We start from the raw sequence: 19,119 nt of genomic DNA, 5'->3' as shown, positions 1-19,119 counted from the left end.
CAAGTTCTTTTTCCTCTAGGACTTTTCGGAATCCGCAGGGAGTCGCTTCTCGAGCGACGCGACCCTGCGGAAGAGTTCGTCGAGGCGCCGCAGGCGCGCGCTCACCTTGTTCCACAACCGGCCGGGCTCGACGGGCAGCCCCGACGAGTACACGCCCGCTTCCGGCAGGGATTTGGTCACCAGCGACATGCCGGTGACGTGGACGTGGTCACCGAGCTGCAGGTGGCCGGCGATGCCCACCCCGCCCGCCAGCGTGCAGTAGCGACCGATCTGGACGCTGCCGGCGATCCCCACGCAGCCGGCCATCGCCGTATGCGCGCCGACCCGCACGTTGTGGGCGATCTGGATCAGGTTGTCGAGTTTGACGCCGTCCTCGAGCACCGTGTCTTCGAGCGCGCCGCGGTCGATCGCGGTATTGGCGCCGATCTCGACGTCGTCGCCGATCACCACGCTGCCGAGCTGCGGCACCTTGATCCAGCGGCCACGATCGTTGGCGAGGCCGAAACCGTCGCTGCCGATGACCGCCCCGGGATGGATCAGCACCCGTTCACCGATGCGCACGCCGTGGCAGACGGTGACGTTGGCGACCAGGCGCGTATCGGCGCCGAGCACCGCCCCCGCCCCGACCACGCACCCCGGCCCGACGAACACCCGCGCGCCGATCTCGGCACCGGCCTCGACCACCGCCTGCGGCCCGATCCAGGCATCGGCAGCGACCTGCGCGTCGGGGCTCACCCAGGCGCGCGCGTGCACGCCGCACTGGCCGGTGGCATCGGGGGCGGCATCGAACAGCGCGGCGATGCGTGCGTAGGCGAGATGCGGGTTGTCGGCAACCAGCGCCGGCACCGGGCAGTGCTCGAGATCGGCCGCGGCGATGATCACCGCCGAGGCACGCGTCGTGGCGAGGTAGCGCCGGTAGAGCGGGTTGGCGAGGAAGCTCAGTTCACCGGCGCGCGCGCCCTGCAGGGTGCCGACGCCGGTGACGACGAGCGTCGGGTCACCGTGCAGGCGCACGCCCGCGTGCGCAGCGGCCAGGTCACCCAGCGTGTAGCTGACACGGCCCCGGCGCCCGCTCATGGACTGTTGCCCTTGCCGGCGGTGAGGCGGCGCAGCACGCGATCGGTGATGTCGACCTGATTGCTCGCGTAGATCACCGCCCCGTCGTTGATGATCAGGTCGTAGCCGTCCTCGACCGCGAGTTCCGTGATCGCGTCCTGGATCTGCTTGTGCAGCTTGCCCATCTCCTCGTTGCGGCGGATGTTGAAGTCCTCGCGGAACTCATCCTGCGCGCGCTTGAGTTCGCGCCGCTGCGCGATGATGTCGCGTTCGAGGTTACGCCGTTCGGCATCGCCCATCGCCGCCCCGTCCTTGGCGATCTTGTCCTCGAGTCGCCGCAGCGCGCGCTGGGCGTCGACCAGCGCCTTGTCGCGCGGCGAGAACTCCCGCTCCAGCCGGTTCAGCGCCGACTCGGCCTGCGGGGCGTTCTTCAGCAGTTTGGCCGCATTGACGAAACCGATCTTCAGTTCGGCGGCAGCGACGACACCCGGTCCGGCGAACCAGGCACCGATGAGCAGCGCGACGGCCAGATGCAAGCGCTTCAAGGTCGGGGTCCCCCGGGGATCAAGCACGCGTCAAGTCTATACAGGCGACGGAAACCCGCCACCTCCGCACGTGGCGGGCGCGCGCAGCGCTCAGAACGGCACGCCGAAGGTGAACTGGAACGGCTGCGACTTGTCGCCGTCCTTCTTGTTCAGCGGCTGCGCAAGGCTCATCACCAGCGGCCCGAGCGGGGTGATCCACTGCACCGACAGGCCCGCCGAGTAACGCAGTTCGCTGGCGTCGAAGCTGTTGTAGTCCTCGTAGACGTTGCCCGCATCGACGAAGGCCGACAGGCGCACGTTCTTCGGATCCTTGATGAACGGGACCGGGAACAGCACCTCGATCCCGCCGGCGGTGCGCAGCGCGCCGCCGCGCGGATCGTCGTTGGACCACTTCGGGCCGAGGGTGTTGGTCTTGTAGCCGCGCACGGTACGCAGGCCGCCGGCGTAGAAGTTTTCGTAGAACGGCAGGCCGTCGGCGCTGCCCATGCCGTCGCCGTAACCGAGGTCGAAATGCCCAAGCAGCGTCAGCGACTTCGTCAGCGGGAAATAGGTGCTGTTGCGATAGGTGAGCTTGTACCAGGGCTGGTCGCTCCCGGGCAGCTGGCTCTCCAGGCCCACCCGGTTGTAGGAGCCCTGATCGGCGAAGACGGTGCGATTGCGCGAGTCGCGTGCCCAGCTGACCTCGACGCGCGGGCCTTCGTTCTTGTCGCCGTTTTGCGCGATGTAGTCGTAGATCTCGATCGGCGTCTCGCTGCCGTTGGTCTTGATCTTGATCCCGGACCAGCCGAAGTTGACGTTGATGAAGTCGGTCTCGTTGAGCGGGAAGCCCAGGGTGCCGAGCACCGAGTACTCGTTGGTCAGGTAGTTCGCCAGGTTGGCTTCGGTCGCGTCGGTCTCGCGGTAGGCGCCGCGGATGCCCGCGCTGACGCCGTCCGCGGTGAAGTACGGATCGATGAAGGAGAAGCTGTAGATCGTGTTGATCTGGCTGTTGTTGAAGGTCGCCGACACCTGGTTGCCGGTGCCCATGAAGTTGTTCTGCGTGACGCTCGCGTTGAGCAGCACGCCGGCGTCCTGGCCGTAGCCGATGCCGAAGCTCAGGCTCCCCGCGGGGCGCTCGGTGATGCCGAAGTTCACGTCGACCTGGTCGCCGGAGCCCGGCACCGCGGGGGTCTCGACCGTGGCCTCCTGCACGAAGCTCAGCCGCTCCAGGCGCTCCTTGGAGCGCGTGACGTCGCGCGTCGAGAACCACGAGCCTTCGGTCTGCCGCATCTCGCGGCGCAGCACGTCGTCCTGCGTCTTGACGTTGCCCTTGAAGTTGATGCGGCGCACGTACACGCGCTTGCCCGGGTCGACGATGAGGTTGACGGCGACCTGCTTGGTGGTCTCGTCGATCTGCGGCACCACGTTGACGTTGGCGAAGGCGTAGCCCTCGTCGCCGATGCGGTCGGTGATCGCCTTGGTGGTGGCGTTCAACGCGCTGCGCGAGAACTCGTCGCCGGGCTTCAGCGTGATCAGGGCTTCGAGCTCGGGCCGCGGCACCAGCAGTTCGCCCGACAGCGCGATGCTCTTGATCGTGTAGCGCTCGCCCTCGGTGATGTTCACCGTGATGTAGATGTCCTTCTTGTCGGGCGTGATCGACACCTGCGTCGATTCGACCGCGAACTTCAGGTAGCCCTGGTCCTGATAGAAGCTGCGCAGCGCCTCGAGGTCGCCGCCGAGCTTCTGCCGCGAATACTGGTCGTCCTTGGTGAGCAGCGACAGCCAGCCCGTCGTCGAGCTCTGGAACAGCGCGAGCAGGTCGTCCTCGTCGAAGGCGCGGTTGCCGACGATGTTGATCTGCTTGATGCGCGCCGCCAGGCCCTCGGAGATGTCGATGTTGAGCGCGACGCGGTTGCGGTCGAGGTTCTTGACCTGGGTGTCGATCTTCACCGCGTACTTGCCGCGGGCGAAGTACTGGCGGTTGAGCTCCTGCTCGACCTTGTCGAGCAGCGCGCGGTCGAACACGCGCCCCTCGGAGAGGCCGATCGCCTTCAGCGACTTCTGCAGGTCCTCGGTCGAGATGTCCTTGTTGCCGCTGATGGTGACCTCGGAGATCGCCGGACGCTCGACGACGTTGACCACCAGCACGTTGCCGTCGCGCTCCAGCGAGACGTCGGTGAAGAAGCCGGTGCGGAACAGGGCCCGGATCAGCTCCGGGAAGTCCTCCTGGCGCACGGTGGAACCGACGCTGACCGGCAGGTAGTTGAACACGGTCCCGGCCGAAATGCGTTGCAGCCCCTCCACGCGGATGTCGCGGACGACGAAATCCGCCGCCTGGACCAAGGCCGGCACGGCCACGCAGGCCGACAGCAACAGGTACTTATGGAGTGGGTTCATGGATCGTCAGCATCTGGGCCGGGCGGTACGCGCCCGGCACGGTTCAAGGCGACCCGAACAGGCGGGCCAAGTCGTTGTAGAAAGCCAATCCCATCATCAGCAGCAGCACCGCGAACCCCAGGCGCTGCCCGACGTTCTGCACCGCCTCGGACACCGGGCTGCCCTTCACGAGCTCGAACAGGTAGTAGGCGAGATGGCCGCCGTCGAGCACCGGAATCGGCAGCAGATTCAGCACGCCGAGACTCACGCTCACCAGGGCGAGAAACGACAGGAAGGCCGAGACACCGATCGAGGCGGACTGCCCCGCCATCTGGGCGATGGTCAGCGGCCCGCTGATGTTCTCGAGCGAGGCCCGCCCGACCAGCATGCGCCCGAGCATGCGCAGCGTGAAAACCGACATGTCCCAGGTCTTGCCGACGGCTGCGATGGCGGCATCGAACGGCTCATACCGTACCACGACGCGCAGGTTCGCCGCGAGGTCGGGCGGCACCCGGACAAAGGCGCCGACCTGCCCCTCGGGTCCGCGCGCGCCCGGCACGGTGGCCGGCGTGACCGCCACGGTCAGCGGCACGCCGTCGCGCTCGATCTGCACCGCGAGCGCCTGGCCCGGGCGCGCCCGCACGTAGGCCGCCCATTCCTGCCAGTCCCGGAACCGGATGTCGTCGGCACCGATCACGCGGTCGCCCGGGCGCAGCCCGGCCGCCTCGGCCGCCCCGCCGGGCTTCAACTGGCCGATCACCGGCAGCAGCGGCGGCCGGTACGGTGCCAGGCCGACGCGGGACAGCACCTGGCCGTCGGCAGCCTCGCCGAGATCGGGGGCGAGCAGGCGCCGCGTCGCCACGTGGCCGTCGGCGTCGCGCACCTGCACCGGCAGCACGCTGTCGCCGTCGGCGAACTCGACCAGCGCGAGCAGCGCATCCTCCAGCGTCCGCACCGGCCGCTCCGCGATCCGCAGGATCTCGTCACCATTGCGAAAGCCCGCGCTCGCCGCCGCCGACCCCGGCACCACGTCGCCGAGCAGGGGTCGCACGCTGCTGACACCGGTCGCGAACAGAATGGCGTAGGCCAGGATCGCGAAGGCGAAATTGAACGCCGGCCCGGCGGCGACGATGGCGATGCGCCGCCCCACGCCCGCGCGGTTGAACGCGCGGTGCGCCTCGGCCGGCGGCACCACGCTCTCGCGCTCGTCCAGCATCTTCACGTAGCCGCCGAGCGGAATCGCCCCGATGACGTACTCGACGTCGTCGGCGCCGATGCGCCGCCACAGCGGATAGCCGAAGCCCACCGAGAAGCGCAGCACCTTGACCCCGCAGCGCCGCGCGACCCAGAAGTGACCGAACTCGTGCACGGTGATCAGCACGCCGAGCGTGACCACCAGTGCCAGCAGCGAAAACAAGGAATCCCCCACCATTGCGCCCCCGTCAGAAACCCGCGATGACCGTCGCCGCCGCTGCGCGCGCGCGCGCGTCGGCGGCCAGCACCGCTTCGAGGCCGTCGGCGGGGGTGCAGTTCAGTCGATCGAGCACGCCGGCGATCGTCCGCGCGATGTCGGTGAAGCGGATCGCACCGTCGAGGAAGGCCGCCACCGCGACCTCGTTGGCGGCGTTGAGGATCGCCGGCGCCGTCCCGCCGGCCGCCAGCGCGTCGTAGGCGAGGCGCAGGCAGGGGAAGCGGTCGACGTCGGGGGCGAGGAAATCGAGCCGGGCGACCCGGCAGAAGTCGAGCGCCGATACCCCCGAGGCGATCCGCTCGGGCCAGGCGAGGGCATGGGCGATCGGGGTGCGCATGTCGGGATGACCGAGCTGCGCCAGCACCGAGCCATCGGCGTACTCGACCATCGAGTGGATCACGCTCTGCGGGTGTACCACGACGTCGATGCGTGCGCTCGGCAGCGCGAACAGCCACGCGGCCTCGATCACTTCGAGGCCCTTGTTCATCATCGTCGCCGAATCGACCGAGATCTTCGGCCCCATCGACCAGTTGGGGTGCGCGCAGGCCTGCGCCGGGCTGACCCCGGCGAGCTCCGCCAGCGGGGTCTGGCGGAACGGCCCACCGGAACCGGTGAGCAGCACGCGCGTGACCCCCTGCGCTGCCTCGCCGCAGCGCGCGGCCGACGGCAGGCACTGGAAGACCGCGTTGTGCTCGCTGTCGATCGGCAGCAGCGTGGCACCGTGGGTGCGCACCGCCTCCATGAACAGCGCACCCGACATCACCAGCGCTTCCTTGTTCGCCAGCAGCACGCGCTTGCCGGCGCGCGCGGCGGCGAGCGTCGGCAGCAGGCCGGCCGCGCCGACGATCGCCGCCATCACCTGGTCGACCTCGGGCGCGGCGGCGACCTCGCAGAGCGCGTCCGCGCCGTCGAGGACCTCGGTGGGGACACCGGCGGCCCGCACCCGCTCGCGCAGTGCGGCGGCGGCGGCGGGGTCGGTCAGCACCGCGTAGCGCGGCCGATGCGCGAGGATCTGCTCGAACAGGCGCTCGGCGCTGCGCTGCGCGGCCAGCGCGTAAACGCGGTAACGCTCCGGGTGCCTGGCGAGGACGTCGAGCGTGCTGACGCCGATCGATCCGGTGGCCCCCAGGATCGTCACGTTCTGCACGCGTGGCGCGTTCATCGGGCGACCTCGCCGAGCCAGAGCCCGCACACAAAGACCGGTGCGGCTGCCGTGAGGCTGTCGATGCGGTCGAGCACGCCGCCGTGTCCGGGCAGCAGGCGGCCGCTGTCCTTGGCGCCGTGCTGTCGCTTGAGCATGCTCTCCAGCAGGTCGCCACTGATCGAGAACAGCACCGTGGCCAGGCACACCAGCAGGAACGGCAGCCAGCGCAGCGGCGCCACGCCGAGGACCCAGGCGCCGATGACGGCGACCACCGCGGCCGCGGCGAGCGCGCCGTAGACGCCTTCGCGGGTCTTGCCCGGGCTGATCGCCGGGGCGAGCTTGGTGCGCCCCCAGCGACGCCCGGCGAAGTACGCGCCGCTGTCCGCCGCCCATACCAGCACCAGCAGCAGCAGCACGTAACCCGGGCCCCAGGCCGGCGAGCGGTGCAGCAGGTACAGCGCGCACCACGGTGCTGCCAGCGCCACGGCACCGGCGGCGAGCCAGCGCGTGCGTCCGTCGCGTCGCTCCGGCGCGCAGGCGAAGCGGGCCAGCCAGGCGAGCGCCAGCACCCAGAAGCCGGCGCCGAGCACGACGAGGCCCCAGCCGACCGAGTTCGGCAGCAGCGCCCCGGCACCGATCAGCGCCGCCAGCACGGCGAAACCCCCGGCGCGCTCCGCGAGCGAGCGCAGCCCGACGAGCCCCAGCCACTCGTCGGCGCCGACCAGCAGCACCAGGAACAGCACCGCGCCGAACGCCGCGCTCGGCAGCGCGAGCACGCCCCAGACCACCAGCGCTCCAAGCACCAGCGCGGTCAGCAGGCGTTGCTTAAGCACCGCTACCCTGCTCGATCTGATCGCCGGTACGACCGAACCGGCGCTGACGTTTGCCGAAGGAGGCGACGGCCTCGTCGAGGGCGGCCTCGTCGAACTCGGGCCACAGGCGGTCGGTGAAGAAGAACTCCGTGTACGCCATCTGCCAGAGCAGGAAGTTGCTGATGCGCTCCTCGCCACCGGTGCGGATGAACAGGTCGGGCTCGGGCAGGTCGGACAGCGACAGGTAGGGGGCGAGCGTGTCGACACCGATCGAATCGGCCGACACGCGCCCCGCCGCTGCGTCCAGGGCGAGCCGGCGCGCGGCCTGGGCGATGTCCCAGCGCCCGCCGTAGTTGGCGGCGATGACGATGGTGGTACCGGTGTTGCGTCCGGTGGTCTCCTCGGCCTGCGCCATCGCCTCGACCAGCCGCGGCGAGAAGGCGCTGCGGTCACCGATGAAGCGCAGGCGCGCGTTGTTCGCCATCAGGCGCTTCATCTCCGAGCGCAGCACGATGGCGAACAGGCCCATCAGCAACTTGACCTCGAGCGCCGGCCGGCGCCAGTTCTCGCTGCTGAACGCGAAGAAGGTCATGACTTCGATGCCGCGGTCGATGCCGTGCTGCACCACGCGACGCAGCGCCTTGACGCCCTCGCGATGCCCCAGCGGCCGCGGCAGCCGGCGCTGTCTGGCCCAGCGGCCGTTGCCGTCCATGATGATCGCCACGTGCCGGGGCAGGTCCGCCGCCGCACGCCGCTCGTCTTCAGCCTTGTTCAAATTGTCAGCCTCTACCGTCCGCAGGGAGCCGCCCCGCGCGACCGGTTCAGATCTCCATCAGTTCCGCTTCCTTCACGCCGACGATCTTGTCGATCTCCTCGACGAACTTGTCGGTGAGCTTCTGGATGTCGTCCTGCGCCCGCCGCTCCTCGTCCTCGCTGATCGCCTTCTCCTTCAGCAGGGCCTTGAGATCGGCGATCGCGTCGCGGCGGATGTTGCGCACGGCGACCTTGGCATTCTCGCCTTCGTGGCGGACGATCTTGCCCATCTCGCGCCGGCGCTCCTCGGTGAGCGGCGGCAGCGGCACGCGGATCACCATGCCGGCGGTCGCCGGGTTGAGGCCGAGGTCGGAGGTCCGGATGGCTTTGTCCACCACCGTCACCATGTTCTTTTCCCACGGCTGCACCACCAGGGTGCGCACGTCGCCGACCGATACCGACGCCACCTGGGACAGGGGCACGCTCTGGCCGTAGTAATCGACGTGGATATGGTCGAGCAGGCTGGTGTGGGCACGCCCGGTACGCAGCTTGGTCAGCTCCTGCCGCAGGTTGTCGACGCTCTTCTCCATGCGCGCCGCCGAATCCTTCTTGATGTCTTGGATCATGTCGTTCAGCCCCGGACCACAGTGGTACCGACATCCTCGCCGCACACGGCCCGGACGATCTCGCCGGGATTGTTCAGATTGAACACCTTCAGCGGCATCGCGTGCTCCTTGCACATGACGATGGCGGTGGCGTCCATCACCTGCAGATTGCGCCGCAAGGCCTCGTCATACGTCAGTTGAGTGAAACGCTCGGCCGCCGGATCCTTGAGTGGATCGGCCGAGTAGATGCCATCGACCTTGGTCGCCTTGAGCATGACATCGGCATTGATCTCGATGGCGCGCAGGCTCGCCGCGGAGTCGGTGGTGAAGAAGGGGTTGCCGGTACCGGCGGCGAAGATCACCACGCGGCCCTTCTCGAGATGACGGATCGCGCGGCGGCGGATGTAGTCCTCGCACACCTGGTTGATGCGGATCGCCGACATCACGCGCGCGAAGATGCCGATGCGCTCGAGGGCGTCCTGCAGCGCCAGCGAATTCATCACCGTCGCCAGCATGCCCATGTGATCGCCCGTGACGCGATCCATGCCGGCCGAGGCGAGTCCGGCGCCGCGGAACAGATTGCCGCCACCGATCACCATGCCGATCTGGACGCCGAGGCGGTTGATGTGGGCGACCTCGTCGGCGATGCGGCCAATCACCTGCGGGTCGATCCCGAACTCGCCGTCGCCCATCAGCGCCTCGCCGCTGAGCTTGAGGAGGATCCGTTTGTAGGCTGGTCTGGCATCCGGCATGGGGCGTCTCGTCATTCGGCGTCGGCGGAGTGTAATCAAGCCGCCCGGACGCGGCCAGCGGGCGCCCGGGCGTGAGGGAGCGGAGGGGCCGGGCAGCTCAGCTGCCGCGCACCTGCGCCATGACTTCTTCGGCGAAGTTCTCGACCTTCTTCTCGATGCCCTCGCCCAGCTCGAAGCGCTCGAAGGCGCGCACGCTCGCCGCCGCCGCCTTCAGCAGCTTCTCGACGGTCTGGTCCGGGTCCTTGACGAAGGGCTGGCCGAGCAGCGTGACCTCGCCGAGGAACTTGCGGATGCGTCCCTCGACCATCTTGGCGACGATGTCGGCCGGCTTGCCGCTCTCGGCCGCCTGCGCGGCGAAGATCTCGCGCTCCTTGGCGACGAGTTCGGCCGGCACCTGCTCGGCGGATACGCACACCGGCTTGCTGGCGGCGACGTGCATCGCGACGTCCTTGGCGAGGTCGTCGCTACCGCCGCTCAGCTCCACCATCACGCCGATGCGGCTGCCGTGCAGATAGGTGCTCAGGCGCCCCGCGGTCGTGGCGAAACGGGCGAAGCGGCGCACGGCGATGTTCTCGCCGATCTTCGCGACCAGCTCGCGGCGCACCTGGTCCACGCTCTTGCCATCGGCCAGCGGCGCCGCCAGCAGCGCGTCGAGGTCGGCGAAATCGCTGCCGAGCACGAGGTCGGCAACGGCGACGGCGAAGCCCTGGAAGTCGTCACCCTTGGCGACGAAGTCGGTTTCGCAGTTGACCTCGACCATCGCGGCAATCTTGCCATCGTCCGACTGGCGCGCGATGACGACGCCCTCGGCGGCGGTGCGGCCGGCCTTCTTGTCGGCCTTGGCGAGCCCCTGCTTGCGCATCAGTTCGACGGCGGCCTCGATATCACCGTTGGTCTCGGTGAGGGCCTTCTTGCACTCCATCATGCCCGAGCCGGTGCGCTCGCGCAGTTCCTTCACCAGAGCGGCGGAAATCGACATGGCGTAAACCTCTTGGGAATTGAAACCGGAATCCTGGAGGGTGGCGGAAAAAGGGCCCGCACGCTCCCTGGCACGCGGGCCCCCACCACCGGTGCAGCGGAACGTGATCAGCCGGTGCTCTTGTCGGCGTCCGCCACTTCGATGAAGTCCTCGTCGGCACGCGACGCAGCCGGCAGCGCGCCCCGCGCCATCTGCACGGCGTCGGCGGCGCCGTCGGCGTACAGCGACACGGCGCGGATGGCATCGTCGTTGCCGGGGATGACGTAGTCGACGCCCTCGGGCGAATTGTTGGTGTCGACGACGCCGACCACCGGGATGCCGAGCTTGCTGGCTTCCTGGATCGCGATCTTCTCGTGGCCGACGTCGATGATGAACAGCGCATCGGGCAGGGCCGGCATGTCCTTGATGCCTCCGAGGCTGCGCTCGAGCTTGTCCATCTCGCGCTTGAGCAGGATCACTTCCTTCTTCGACAGGCGCTCGAAGCTGCCGTCGACCGCCATCTGCTCGAGATCCTTCAGGCGCTTGATCGACTGGCGGACGGTCTTGAAGTTGGTGAGCATGCCGCCGAGCCAGCGGTGGTTCACGTAGGGCATGCCGCAGCGCCGTGCGGCTTCCTGGATCGGCAGGCGCGCCGAGCGCTTGGTGCCGACGAACAGGATGCGGCCGCCCTTGGCGGCGAGCTTGCCGACGAAGTTCATCGCGTCGTTGAACATCGGCAGCGTCTTTTCGAGATTCACGATGTGAATCTTGCTGCGCGCACCGAAGATGTACGGCCCCATCTTGGGGTTCCAGTAGCGGGTCTGGTGGCCGAAATGGACACCGGCTTCCAGCATGTCGCGCATGGAAACGTTGGGCATTGCTTGAGCTCCTGGAGGGGTTTTGCCTCCACGCGCCCCATGCGGCGACCCTCGCGGGCACCCGGCCGCATGTGTCGGCTGCGTGTGAGAAGTGAGATTGATTGCCGTGAAGGCGCGCGCTTTATACCATGAAAATTCAACCGGCCCAACGCGGCCGCGCCCGGCCCCGACTCCGCGGGCCACTGCCCGCCCGCCTCCCAGCCGCGGCTCCAGCACCCGAGGACGCCCCCACCCCACCATGGCCATCAGCATCAAGACGCCCGAAGAGATCGAGAAGATGCGCATCGCCGGCAGGCTCGCCGCCGAGGTGCTGAACATGGTCACCCCGCACGTGCGTGACGGCGTCACCACCGATGAGCTCGACCGCATCTGCCACGACTTCATCGTGCACGAACTGCGCGCGATCCCCGCGCCGCTGAACTACCGCGGCTTTCCGAAGTCGATCTGCACCTCGGTCAACCACGTCGTCTGCCACGGCATCCCCGGCCCGAAGAAACTCAAGAAGGGCGACATCGTCAATCTCGACATCACCGTGATCAAGGACGGCTGGCACGGCGACACCAGCCGCATGTTCCTGGTCGGCGATGTCTCGGTGATCGCCAAGCGGGTGTCGCGCATCGCCCACGAATGCATGTGCATCGGCATCGAGATGGTGCGCCCGGGCATCCGCCTCGGCGACATCGGCCATGCCATCCAGCGCCACGCCGAGGCCAACAACTGCTCCATCGTGCAGGAGTACTGCGGGCACGGCATCGGGCGCGTGTTCCACGAAGACCCTCAGGTGCTGCACTACGGCCAGCCGAACACCGGGGTCGAGCTCGTGCCGGGCATGATCTTCACGATCGAGCCGATGGTGAACGCCGGCAAGCGGCACGTGAAGCTCTTGCCCGACGGCTGGACGGTGGTCACCAAGGATCACAGCCTGTCCGCGCAGTGGGAGCACACCGTGCTGGTCACCGACAACGGCCACGAGGTGCTGACCCGTCTGCCGACCGATCCGCTCTGAGCCGTGGACCTCCAGCCCGCCATGTCGCCTTCATCCGCCGCCACCGCGCCCGGGCGCGCCGATGCGCTCCTCGACGAGTCCCAGCTCAGTGCCGCGCTCGCGGCCGGCGGCGGCGCGGTCAAACCCTTCCGCGAGGCGCTGAAGGCCAGCAGCGAGGCGCTGCGCCAGCAGTTCCTCGCCGGCACGCCGGCGCACACGCTGGTGACGGCGCGCGCGCGCCTGATCGATCACGCGCTGACGCTGGTGTGGACGCACTTCCTCGGCTCCGCCCCGGCCGAGATCGCCCTGCTCGCGGTCGGCGGCTACGGTCGCGGCGAACTGCACCCGTGCTCCGACGTCGACATCATGCTGCTGCTGCGCCACGCCGAGGATGCCGACACCGGCGGGCGCATCGAGCAGTTCCTGACCTTCCTGTGGGACATCGGCCTCGAGGTCGGCCAGAGCGTGCGCACCCTCGAGGACTGCGAACGCGAGTGCGCCGCCGACCTCACCGTCGCCACCAACCTGATGGAGGCCCGCCTGCTCGCCGGCCCCGCGGCGCTCTACCACGCGATGCGCGCGCGGACCGGGCCGGAGCGCGTGTGGCCGGTGCGCCAGTTCTTCGAGGCCAAGCGCCAGGAGCAGATCCGGCGCTACCGCAAGTACCACGACACCGAGTACGACCTCGAACCCAACGTCAAGGAGGGCCCCGGGGGGCTGCGCGACCTGCAGATGATCGGCTGGGTCGCCAAACGCCATTTCGGCGCCAACACGCTGGAGGACCTGGTCGGCCACGGCTTCCTGACGGAGCGCGAATACCGCGACCTGCTCGGCTACCGCGACTTCCTCTGGCAGGTGCGCTTCGGCCTGCACGCCATCACCGGGCGGCGCGAGGACCGGCTGCTGTTCGACCACCAGCGCACGCTGGCGAAGCTGTTCGGCTACACCGAGAGCGTCAGCGCGCTCGCGGTCGAGCAGTTCATGCAGCGCTACTACCGCACGATCATGGAGCTGTCGCGGCTCAACGGCATGCTGCTGCAGCTCTTCGAGGAGGCGATCCTGCTCGCCGACGACGACGCGCCGCCGCAGCCGCTGAACCGGCGCTTCCAGGTGCGCAAGGGCTACCTCGAGGCCACCCGCCCGAACGTCTTCCTGCGCTACCCGCTGGCGCTGCTCGAACTGTTCCTGCTGCTGCAGCAGCACCCCGAGATCAAGGGCGTGCGCGCCGAGACCGTGCGCCTGGTGCGCGACCACCGGCCGCTGATCGACGAGCGCTTCCGCAACGACGTGCGCGCCAAGACGCTGTTCATGGAGATCCTGCGCCAGCCGCGCTGCCTGACCCGGCAGCTGCGGCGCATGAACCAGTACGGCATCCTCGCCGCCTACCTGCCCGAGTTCGCGCAGATCGTCGGGCGCATGCAGCACGACCTGTTCCACACCTACACGGTCGACCAGCACACGCTGTTCGTGGTGCGCAACCTGCGCCGCTTCTACCTGCCGAAGTTCGAGCACGAGTTCCCGCACTGCAGCGAGGTCTGCAAGCGCATCCCCAAGCCCGAGCTGCTCTACATCGCGGCGCTGTACCACGACATCGCCAAGGGCCGCGGCGGCGACCACTCGGTGCTCGGTGCCGAGGACGCCGAAGCCTTCTGCGAGCGCCACGGCCTGTCGCGGTTCGATACCGGGCTGGTCAAGTGGCTGGTGCGCTACCACCTGCTGATGTCGGTGACGGCGCAGAAGAAGGACATCCAGGACCCGGAGGTGATCCAGACCTTCGCCCGCCAGGTCGGCGACCAGAACCGCCTCGACTACCTCTACCTGCTGACCGTCGCCGACATCCGCGCCACCAACCCGAGCCTGTGGAACACCTGGCGCGCGTCGCTGCTGCGCGAGCTCTTTGAAGCGACGCGCCGGGCCCTGCTGCGGGGGCTGGGTACGCCGCTGGACAAGGAGGAGTGCATCCGCGAGATCCAGAGCGCGGCACGCGCACACCTGGCGCGCACCGGCATCGACCGCACACGCATCGATGCCGTGTGGAGCGGCTTCGGCGACGACTACTTCCTGCGCTATTCGCCCGACGAGATCGCCTGGCACACCCGCGCGATCCTGAAGAAGAAGGAGAGCACCCCGCTGCCGCCGGTGCTGGTGCTCGCGCGCGAGGACGCCGCGCGCGGCGGCACCGAGCTGTTCATCTACGCCCGCGACCAGAAGAACCTGTTCGCGACGATCGTCGCGGTGCTCGACCAGCTCGGCCTGACGGTGCTCGACGCGCGCATCATCACCAGCCACGGCGACTTCACGCTCGACAGCTTCACGGTGCTGGAGGACTCGGGCGCACCGATCACCGACCGCCCCCGCATCCGCGCGATCACGCGCACGCTGCGCCGGTATCTGCAGCACCCCGAGCAGCCGGTCGCGCTCACCAGCCGCCGCGCGCCGCGCGTGCTCAAGCACTTCCGCATCCCGACCCAGGTCAGCGTCTCCGACGACGTCGCCAACCGCCGCACGGTGCTGCAGATCATTACCTGGGATCGTCCGGGGCTGCTCGCGCGCATCGGCCGGGCCTTCGTCGACTGCGACATCCTGGTGCATAACGCAAAGATCGCCACGCTCGGCGAACGCGCCGAGGACGTGTTCTTCATCACCGACGCCGAGCGCCAGCCGCTTGCCGGCGCGGAGCGCTACGCCGCCCTGTGCGACGCGCTGCGCCGCCACCTCGACGAGCAGGACTGAGGCCGTCCGCGTCGGAAAGCCGTCATGAGGCCGTCATCTCGCCCCCGGCGAGTGTCATGAAACCGTAGCACGGCCTTCCTATAGTGCGCCGCGTCACGACTTCGGGTGCCGCGCACCGCGCGCTGGCCCCCTCATCGCCCGATACACACCCCGGAGGTATCCGTGAAGCACAACGCTCTTGCACTCGCCATCGTCGCCGCCATGGCCGCGGGTGCAGCCCAGGCGCAGGGCGCCCGCGACACCATCAGCATCGTCGGGTCGTCGACGGTCTACCCCTTCACCACCACCGTTGCCGAAACCTTCGGCAAGGGCTCGGGCTTCAAGACGCCGAAGGTCGAGTCGACCGGCACCGGCGGCGGCATGAAGCTGTTCTGCGCCGGCGTCGGCGTGCAGCACCCGGACATCACCAATGCCTCGCGGCGCATCAAGCCGTCCGAGCTCGACGACTGCCGCAAGAACGGCGTCGCCGACATCATCGAGATCAAGGTCGGCTATGACGGCATCGTCGTCGCCAACTCGAAGAAGGCGCCGACCTACCAGCTCACGCGCAAGGACCTCTGGCTCGCGCTCGCCAAGGAAGTGCCGGATCCGAAGGGCGGCGACAAGCTCGTCGCCAACCCCTACAAGAGCTGGAAGGAGATCGACCCGGCCCTGCCGGACAACAAGATCGAGGTGCTCGGCCCGCCGCCCACCTCGGGCACCCGCGATTCCTTCGTGGAACTGGTGATGGACGTCGGCTGCAAGGACTTCCCGGCGATGAAGGCCCTCGAAGCCGCGGACGCCAAGCGTCACAAGGCCGCATGCCAGACCCTGCGCGAGGACGGCGCCTTCATCGAGGCCGGCGAGAACGACAACCTGATCGTGCAGAAACTCGAAGCCAACCCGGGCGCGCTCGGCATCTTCGGCTACAGCTTCCTCGAAGAGAACCTCGACAAGGTGCACGGCTCGCTGGTCGACGGCCACTCGCCGACCTTCGAGGAGGTCGCCGACGGCAAGTACCCGATCGCGCGCGAACTGTTCATCTACGTGAAGAAGGCCCACATCGGCGTGATCCCCGGCATCAAGGAGTTCATCGCCGAGTACACCAGCGAGAAGGCCATGGGCAAGGACGGCTACCTCGCCGACAAGGGACTGATCCCGCTGCCCGACGCCATGCTCAAGGCCGTCCAGGCGGACGTGAAGGCGGGCAAGGTGCTGACCGGGCTCTGAGCCGCTCGCATCGCCCGGCAGGGGTCGGCCGCTGCAGAGGCGCCGACCCCTGCCGTCGTTCCACGCCCACGCCAGGAACCCGACCGATGACGTCGCACCGTCCCCCCGCCGGAACCTGCCCATGACCCCGACGCCCGCTTTCATCCTGACGGTCCTGCTCGGCCTGTCGGCCCTCGCCTACCACGTCGGCCGGCGTCGGGCGCTCGCCGTCGTCAGCGGCAAGGTGCGCGACCTGCATTCGCTGCCGAGCTATTACGGCGCCCACGCCGCGCTGTGGTGCGCACTGCCGGCGCTGGCGGTGTTCCTGCTGTGGAACATCTTCGAAGGGACGCTGATCACCCACGTGGTGCTCGGCGGCCTGCCGGACGCCTACCAGCAGAAGTCACCGGCCGAACTCAACCTGGTGATCAACGACATCCGCAACACGGTGCGCGGCATCGTGGCCGGCACGCCCGACCCGGTGATCACGGCTGCCGCCGAACGCTACCGCCAGTGGCAGTCGCTCGGCTCCTTCGCCCTGGTGGCCGTGGTCGCCGGACTCGGCGGTGCCGGCATCGGCTACGCCTGGCGGCAGATCGTCCCGCAGTTCCGCGCCCGCAACCGCGTCGAACGGGCGATGAGCGCCTTCCTCGTCACCTGCTCGACGGTGGCGATCTTCACCACGATCGGCATCGTGCTGTCGGTGGCCTTCGAGTCGATGCTGTTCTTCACCAAGGTGCCGGTGACCGATTTCCTGTTCGGCCTGGACTGGAGCCCGCAGACGGCGATCCGCGCGGATCAGACCGGCGCCTCGGGCTCCTTCGGCATGATCCCGCTGTTCGTCGGCACGCTGCTGGTGTCGCTGATCGCGATGATCGTCGCCGTGCCGCTCGGGTTGCTCTCGGCGCTGTACCTCGCCGAGTACGCGCCGCCGGCGGTGCGCACCTACGGCAAGCCGCTGCTCGAGGTGCTCGCCGGCATCCCCACCGTGGTCTACGGCTTTTTCGCGGCGCTGACCGTGGCGCCGCTCATCCGCAGCGCCGGCACCGCGCTCGGCCTCGAGGTCGCCTCGGAGAGCGCGCTCGCCGCCGGCGCGGTGATGGGCATCATGATCATCCCCTTCGTCTCCTCGCTGTCGGACGACGTCATCAACGCGGTGCCGCAGGCGATGCGCGACGGCTCCTACGCGCTCGGTGCGACCAAGTCGGAGACGATCAAGCAGGTGATCCTGCCGGCGGCGCTGCCCGGCATCGTCGGTTCGGTGCTGCTCGCAGTGTCGCGCGCGATCGGCGAGACGATGATCGTGGTGATGGCTGCGGGCCTGTCGGCCAACCTCACGCTGAACCCGCTGGACTCGGTCACCACGGTGACCGTGCAGATCGTCACGCTGCTGGTCGGCGACCAGGAATTCGACAGCCCCAAGACCCTCGCCGCCTTCGCGCTGGGGCTGGTGCTGTTCACCGTGACGCTGGCCCTCAACATCATCGCCCTGCGGGTGGTGCGCAAGTATCGGGAACAGTATGAATAAGCCCACGACGACTGCGCGCGGCGTGTACACGATCCCCGAGGAGCGCCGCATCGGCGGCAAGGCGCATCTGGCGCTGGTGACCCGCCGCAACGCCGCGGAGCGGCGCTTCCGCGCCTACGGCATCGCCGCGCTGGGACTGAGCCTGCTGTTCCTGGTGACGCTGTTCGTCACCATCATCGGCAACGGCGCCTCGGCCTTCCGGCAGACCTACGTCAAGCTCGACGTGAACTTCGCCGCCGACGTGCTCGACCCCGACGGCAAGCGCGATCCCGCCACCCTCGGCAGCGCCAACTACCTCACGCTGGTGCGCAACACGCTGCGCAGCCAGCTCCCCGACACCGAGGGCCGCGCCGCGCTGCGCGAGGCGCAGGGGCTCATCAGCAGCGCCGCCAACTACCAGTTGCGCGAGATGGTGCTCGCCGATCCGCTGCTGGTCGGCCAGACGCGCCCGGTGTGGGTGCTCGCCAGCGCGCTGGTCGACGCCACGCTCAAGGGCGGTATCGACCGCAACCTGCCCGAGAGCGACCGCAAGATCAGCGACCGCCAGCTCGGCTGGCTCGACAAGCTCGCCGCCGAAGGGCGCATCGAGCGGCGCTTCAACAGCGTGCTGTTCACCGCCGGCGACTCGCGCGAGCCGGAGCAGGCGGGCATCTGGGGCGCGGTGATGGGCTCCTTCTACACGATGGTCGTCACGCTCGCGCTGTCCTTCCCGATCGGCGTCGCCGCGGCGATCTACCTCGAGGAGTTCGCCCCGCGCAACCGCTGGACCGACCTGATCGAGGTCAACATCAACAACCTCGCCGCGGTGCCGTCGATCGTCTACGGCCTGCTCGGCCTGGCGGTGTTCATCAACTGGTTCGGCCTGCCGCGCTCGGCGCCGCTGGTCGGTGGCCTGGTGCTGACGCTGATGACGCTGCCGGTGATCATCATCGCCTCGCGCGCCGCACTGACCTCGGTACCGCCGTCGATCCGCGAGGCCGCACTCGGCATGGGCGCCTCGAAGATGCAGACGGTGACGCACCACGTGCTGCCGCTCGCGCTGCCGGGCATGCTGACCGGCGCGATCATCGGCATGTCGCGCGCGCTCGGCGAAACCGCGCCGCTGCTGATGATCGGCATGGTGGCCTTCATCGTCGACGTGCCGACCGGCTTCACCTCGCACGCGACGGTGCTGCCGGTGCAGATCTACCTGTGGGCCGACAGCCCCGAACGCGCCTTCGTCGAGCGCACCTCGGCCGCGATCCTGGTGCTGCTCGGCTTCATGGTCGCGATGAACGCCCTCGCCGTGATCCTGCGCAAGCGCTTCGAGCGGCGCTGGTAGACCGGCCGCGCCCCTCCCGCACGGAGACCGACTAC

The 19,119-nt window shown here is 68.8% G+C and carries 16 protein-coding genes; 5 read left to right on the top strand and 11 right to left on the bottom strand.

The features are described from left to right. Positions 1 to 15: 15 nt before the first annotated feature. The 11 genes from lpxD to rpsB all read right to left on the bottom strand — a co-directional run bounded on the left by lpxD (position 16) and on the right by rpsB (position 11,329). A complete protein-coding gene (gene lpxD / locus EV699_RS00510; RefSeq protein ID WP_132537989.1) occupies positions 16 to 1,077 on the bottom strand; it encodes a UDP-3-O-(3-hydroxymyristoyl)glucosamine N-acyltransferase in 1,062 nt (353 codons plus the stop codon). After that, positions 1,074 to 1,601 (bottom strand): OmpH/Skp family outer membrane protein, encoded by a 528-nt coding sequence (locus tag EV699_RS00505; protein ID WP_341540208.1) that lies wholly within the window; start codon positions 1,599 to 1,601, stop codon positions 1,074 to 1,076. The genes lpxD and EV699_RS00505 overlap by 4 nt, the downstream gene beginning before the upstream one ends. A 90-nt stretch (positions 1,602 to 1,691) precedes the next feature. Beyond that, positions 1,692 to 3,977, bottom strand: a complete 2,286-nt coding sequence (bamA, locus tag EV699_RS00500) for an outer membrane protein assembly factor BamA (protein WP_132537988.1) — start codon at positions 3,975 to 3,977, stop codon at positions 1,692 to 1,694. Between the two features lie 43 nt (positions 3,978 to 4,020). Beyond that, on the bottom strand, positions 4,021 to 5,385 hold the full coding sequence (rseP, locus tag EV699_RS00495) for an RIP metalloprotease RseP (RefSeq protein ID WP_424450009.1): 1,365 nt from the start codon (positions 5,383 to 5,385) through the stop codon (positions 4,021 to 4,023). Between the two features lie 13 nt (positions 5,386 to 5,398). Next, positions 5,399 to 6,589 (bottom strand): 1-deoxy-D-xylulose-5-phosphate reductoisomerase, encoded by a 1,191-nt coding sequence (gene ispC / locus EV699_RS00490; RefSeq protein ID WP_132537986.1) that lies wholly within the window; start codon positions 6,587 to 6,589, stop codon positions 5,399 to 5,401. Then, complete coding sequence (locus tag EV699_RS00485) at positions 6,586 to 7,404, bottom strand: phosphatidate cytidylyltransferase (RefSeq protein ID WP_132537985.1); 819 nt, start codon at positions 7,402 to 7,404, stop codon at positions 6,586 to 6,588. The genes ispC and EV699_RS00485 overlap by 4 nt, the downstream gene beginning before the upstream one ends. Next, positions 7,397 to 8,158, bottom strand: coding sequence for a polyprenyl diphosphate synthase (gene uppS, locus EV699_RS00480; protein ID WP_424450008.1), 762 nt, complete (start codon positions 8,156 to 8,158; stop codon positions 7,397 to 7,399). The genes EV699_RS00485 and uppS overlap by 8 nt, the downstream gene beginning before the upstream one ends. 46 nt (positions 8,159 to 8,204) lie before the next feature. Beyond that, positions 8,205 to 8,762 (bottom strand): ribosome recycling factor, encoded by a 558-nt coding sequence (gene frr / locus EV699_RS00475; RefSeq protein WP_132537984.1) that lies wholly within the window; start codon positions 8,760 to 8,762, stop codon positions 8,205 to 8,207. Between the two features lie 5 nt (positions 8,763 to 8,767). Beyond that, complete coding sequence (gene pyrH, locus EV699_RS00470; RefSeq protein ID WP_132537983.1) at positions 8,768 to 9,493, bottom strand: UMP kinase; 726 nt, start codon at positions 9,491 to 9,493, stop codon at positions 8,768 to 8,770. 97 nt (positions 9,494 to 9,590) lie between these two features. Further along, positions 9,591 to 10,472, bottom strand: a complete 882-nt coding sequence (gene tsf, locus EV699_RS00465; RefSeq protein ID WP_132537982.1) for a translation elongation factor Ts — start codon at positions 10,470 to 10,472, stop codon at positions 9,591 to 9,593. A 107-nt stretch (positions 10,473 to 10,579) separates the two neighbouring features. Next, positions 10,580 to 11,329 (bottom strand): 30S ribosomal protein S2, encoded by a 750-nt coding sequence (rpsB, locus tag EV699_RS00460; protein ID WP_132537981.1) that lies wholly within the window; start codon positions 11,327 to 11,329, stop codon positions 10,580 to 10,582. A gap of 238 nt (positions 11,330 to 11,567) precedes the next feature. Here rpsB and map point away from each other — a divergent pair, with 238 nt between their 5' ends. The 5 genes from map (at position 11,568) to pstA (ending at position 19,084) form a co-directional block, all read left to right on the top strand. Continuing rightward, a complete protein-coding gene (gene map, locus EV699_RS00455) occupies positions 11,568 to 12,335 on the top strand; it encodes a type I methionyl aminopeptidase (RefSeq protein WP_132537980.1) in 768 nt (255 codons plus the stop codon). Between the two features lie 21 nt (positions 12,336 to 12,356). Next, the gene (gene glnD / locus EV699_RS00450) at positions 12,357 to 15,047 is read left to right on the top strand and encodes a [protein-PII] uridylyltransferase (protein WP_132537979.1); all 2,691 of its coding nucleotides are present in this window, start codon (positions 12,357 to 12,359) and stop codon (positions 15,045 to 15,047) included. Positions 15,048 to 15,248: 201 nt separating this feature from the next. Next, complete coding sequence (locus tag EV699_RS00445) at positions 15,249 to 16,256, top strand: PstS family phosphate ABC transporter substrate-binding protein (RefSeq protein ID WP_132538113.1); 1,008 nt, start codon at positions 15,249 to 15,251, stop codon at positions 16,254 to 16,256. 121 nt (positions 16,257 to 16,377) lie between these two features. Further along, a complete protein-coding gene (pstC, locus tag EV699_RS00440; protein ID WP_132537978.1) occupies positions 16,378 to 17,763 on the top strand; it encodes a phosphate ABC transporter permease subunit PstC in 1,386 nt (461 codons plus the stop codon). Further along, on the top strand, positions 17,756 to 19,084 hold the full coding sequence (gene pstA, locus EV699_RS00435) for a phosphate ABC transporter permease PstA (RefSeq protein WP_132537977.1): 1,329 nt from the start codon (positions 17,756 to 17,758) through the stop codon (positions 19,082 to 19,084). Before pstC ends, pstA begins: the two co-directional genes overlap by 8 nt. The last annotated feature ends 35 nt before the right edge of the window (positions 19,085 to 19,119 follow it).

The sequence above is a fragment of the Plasticicumulans lactativorans genome (assembly GCF_004341245.1).
Lineage (GTDB): Bacteria > Pseudomonadota > Gammaproteobacteria > Competibacterales > Competibacteraceae > Plasticicumulans_A > Plasticicumulans_A lactativorans.
This window is presented reverse-complemented; position numbering and strand designations above follow the sequence as displayed.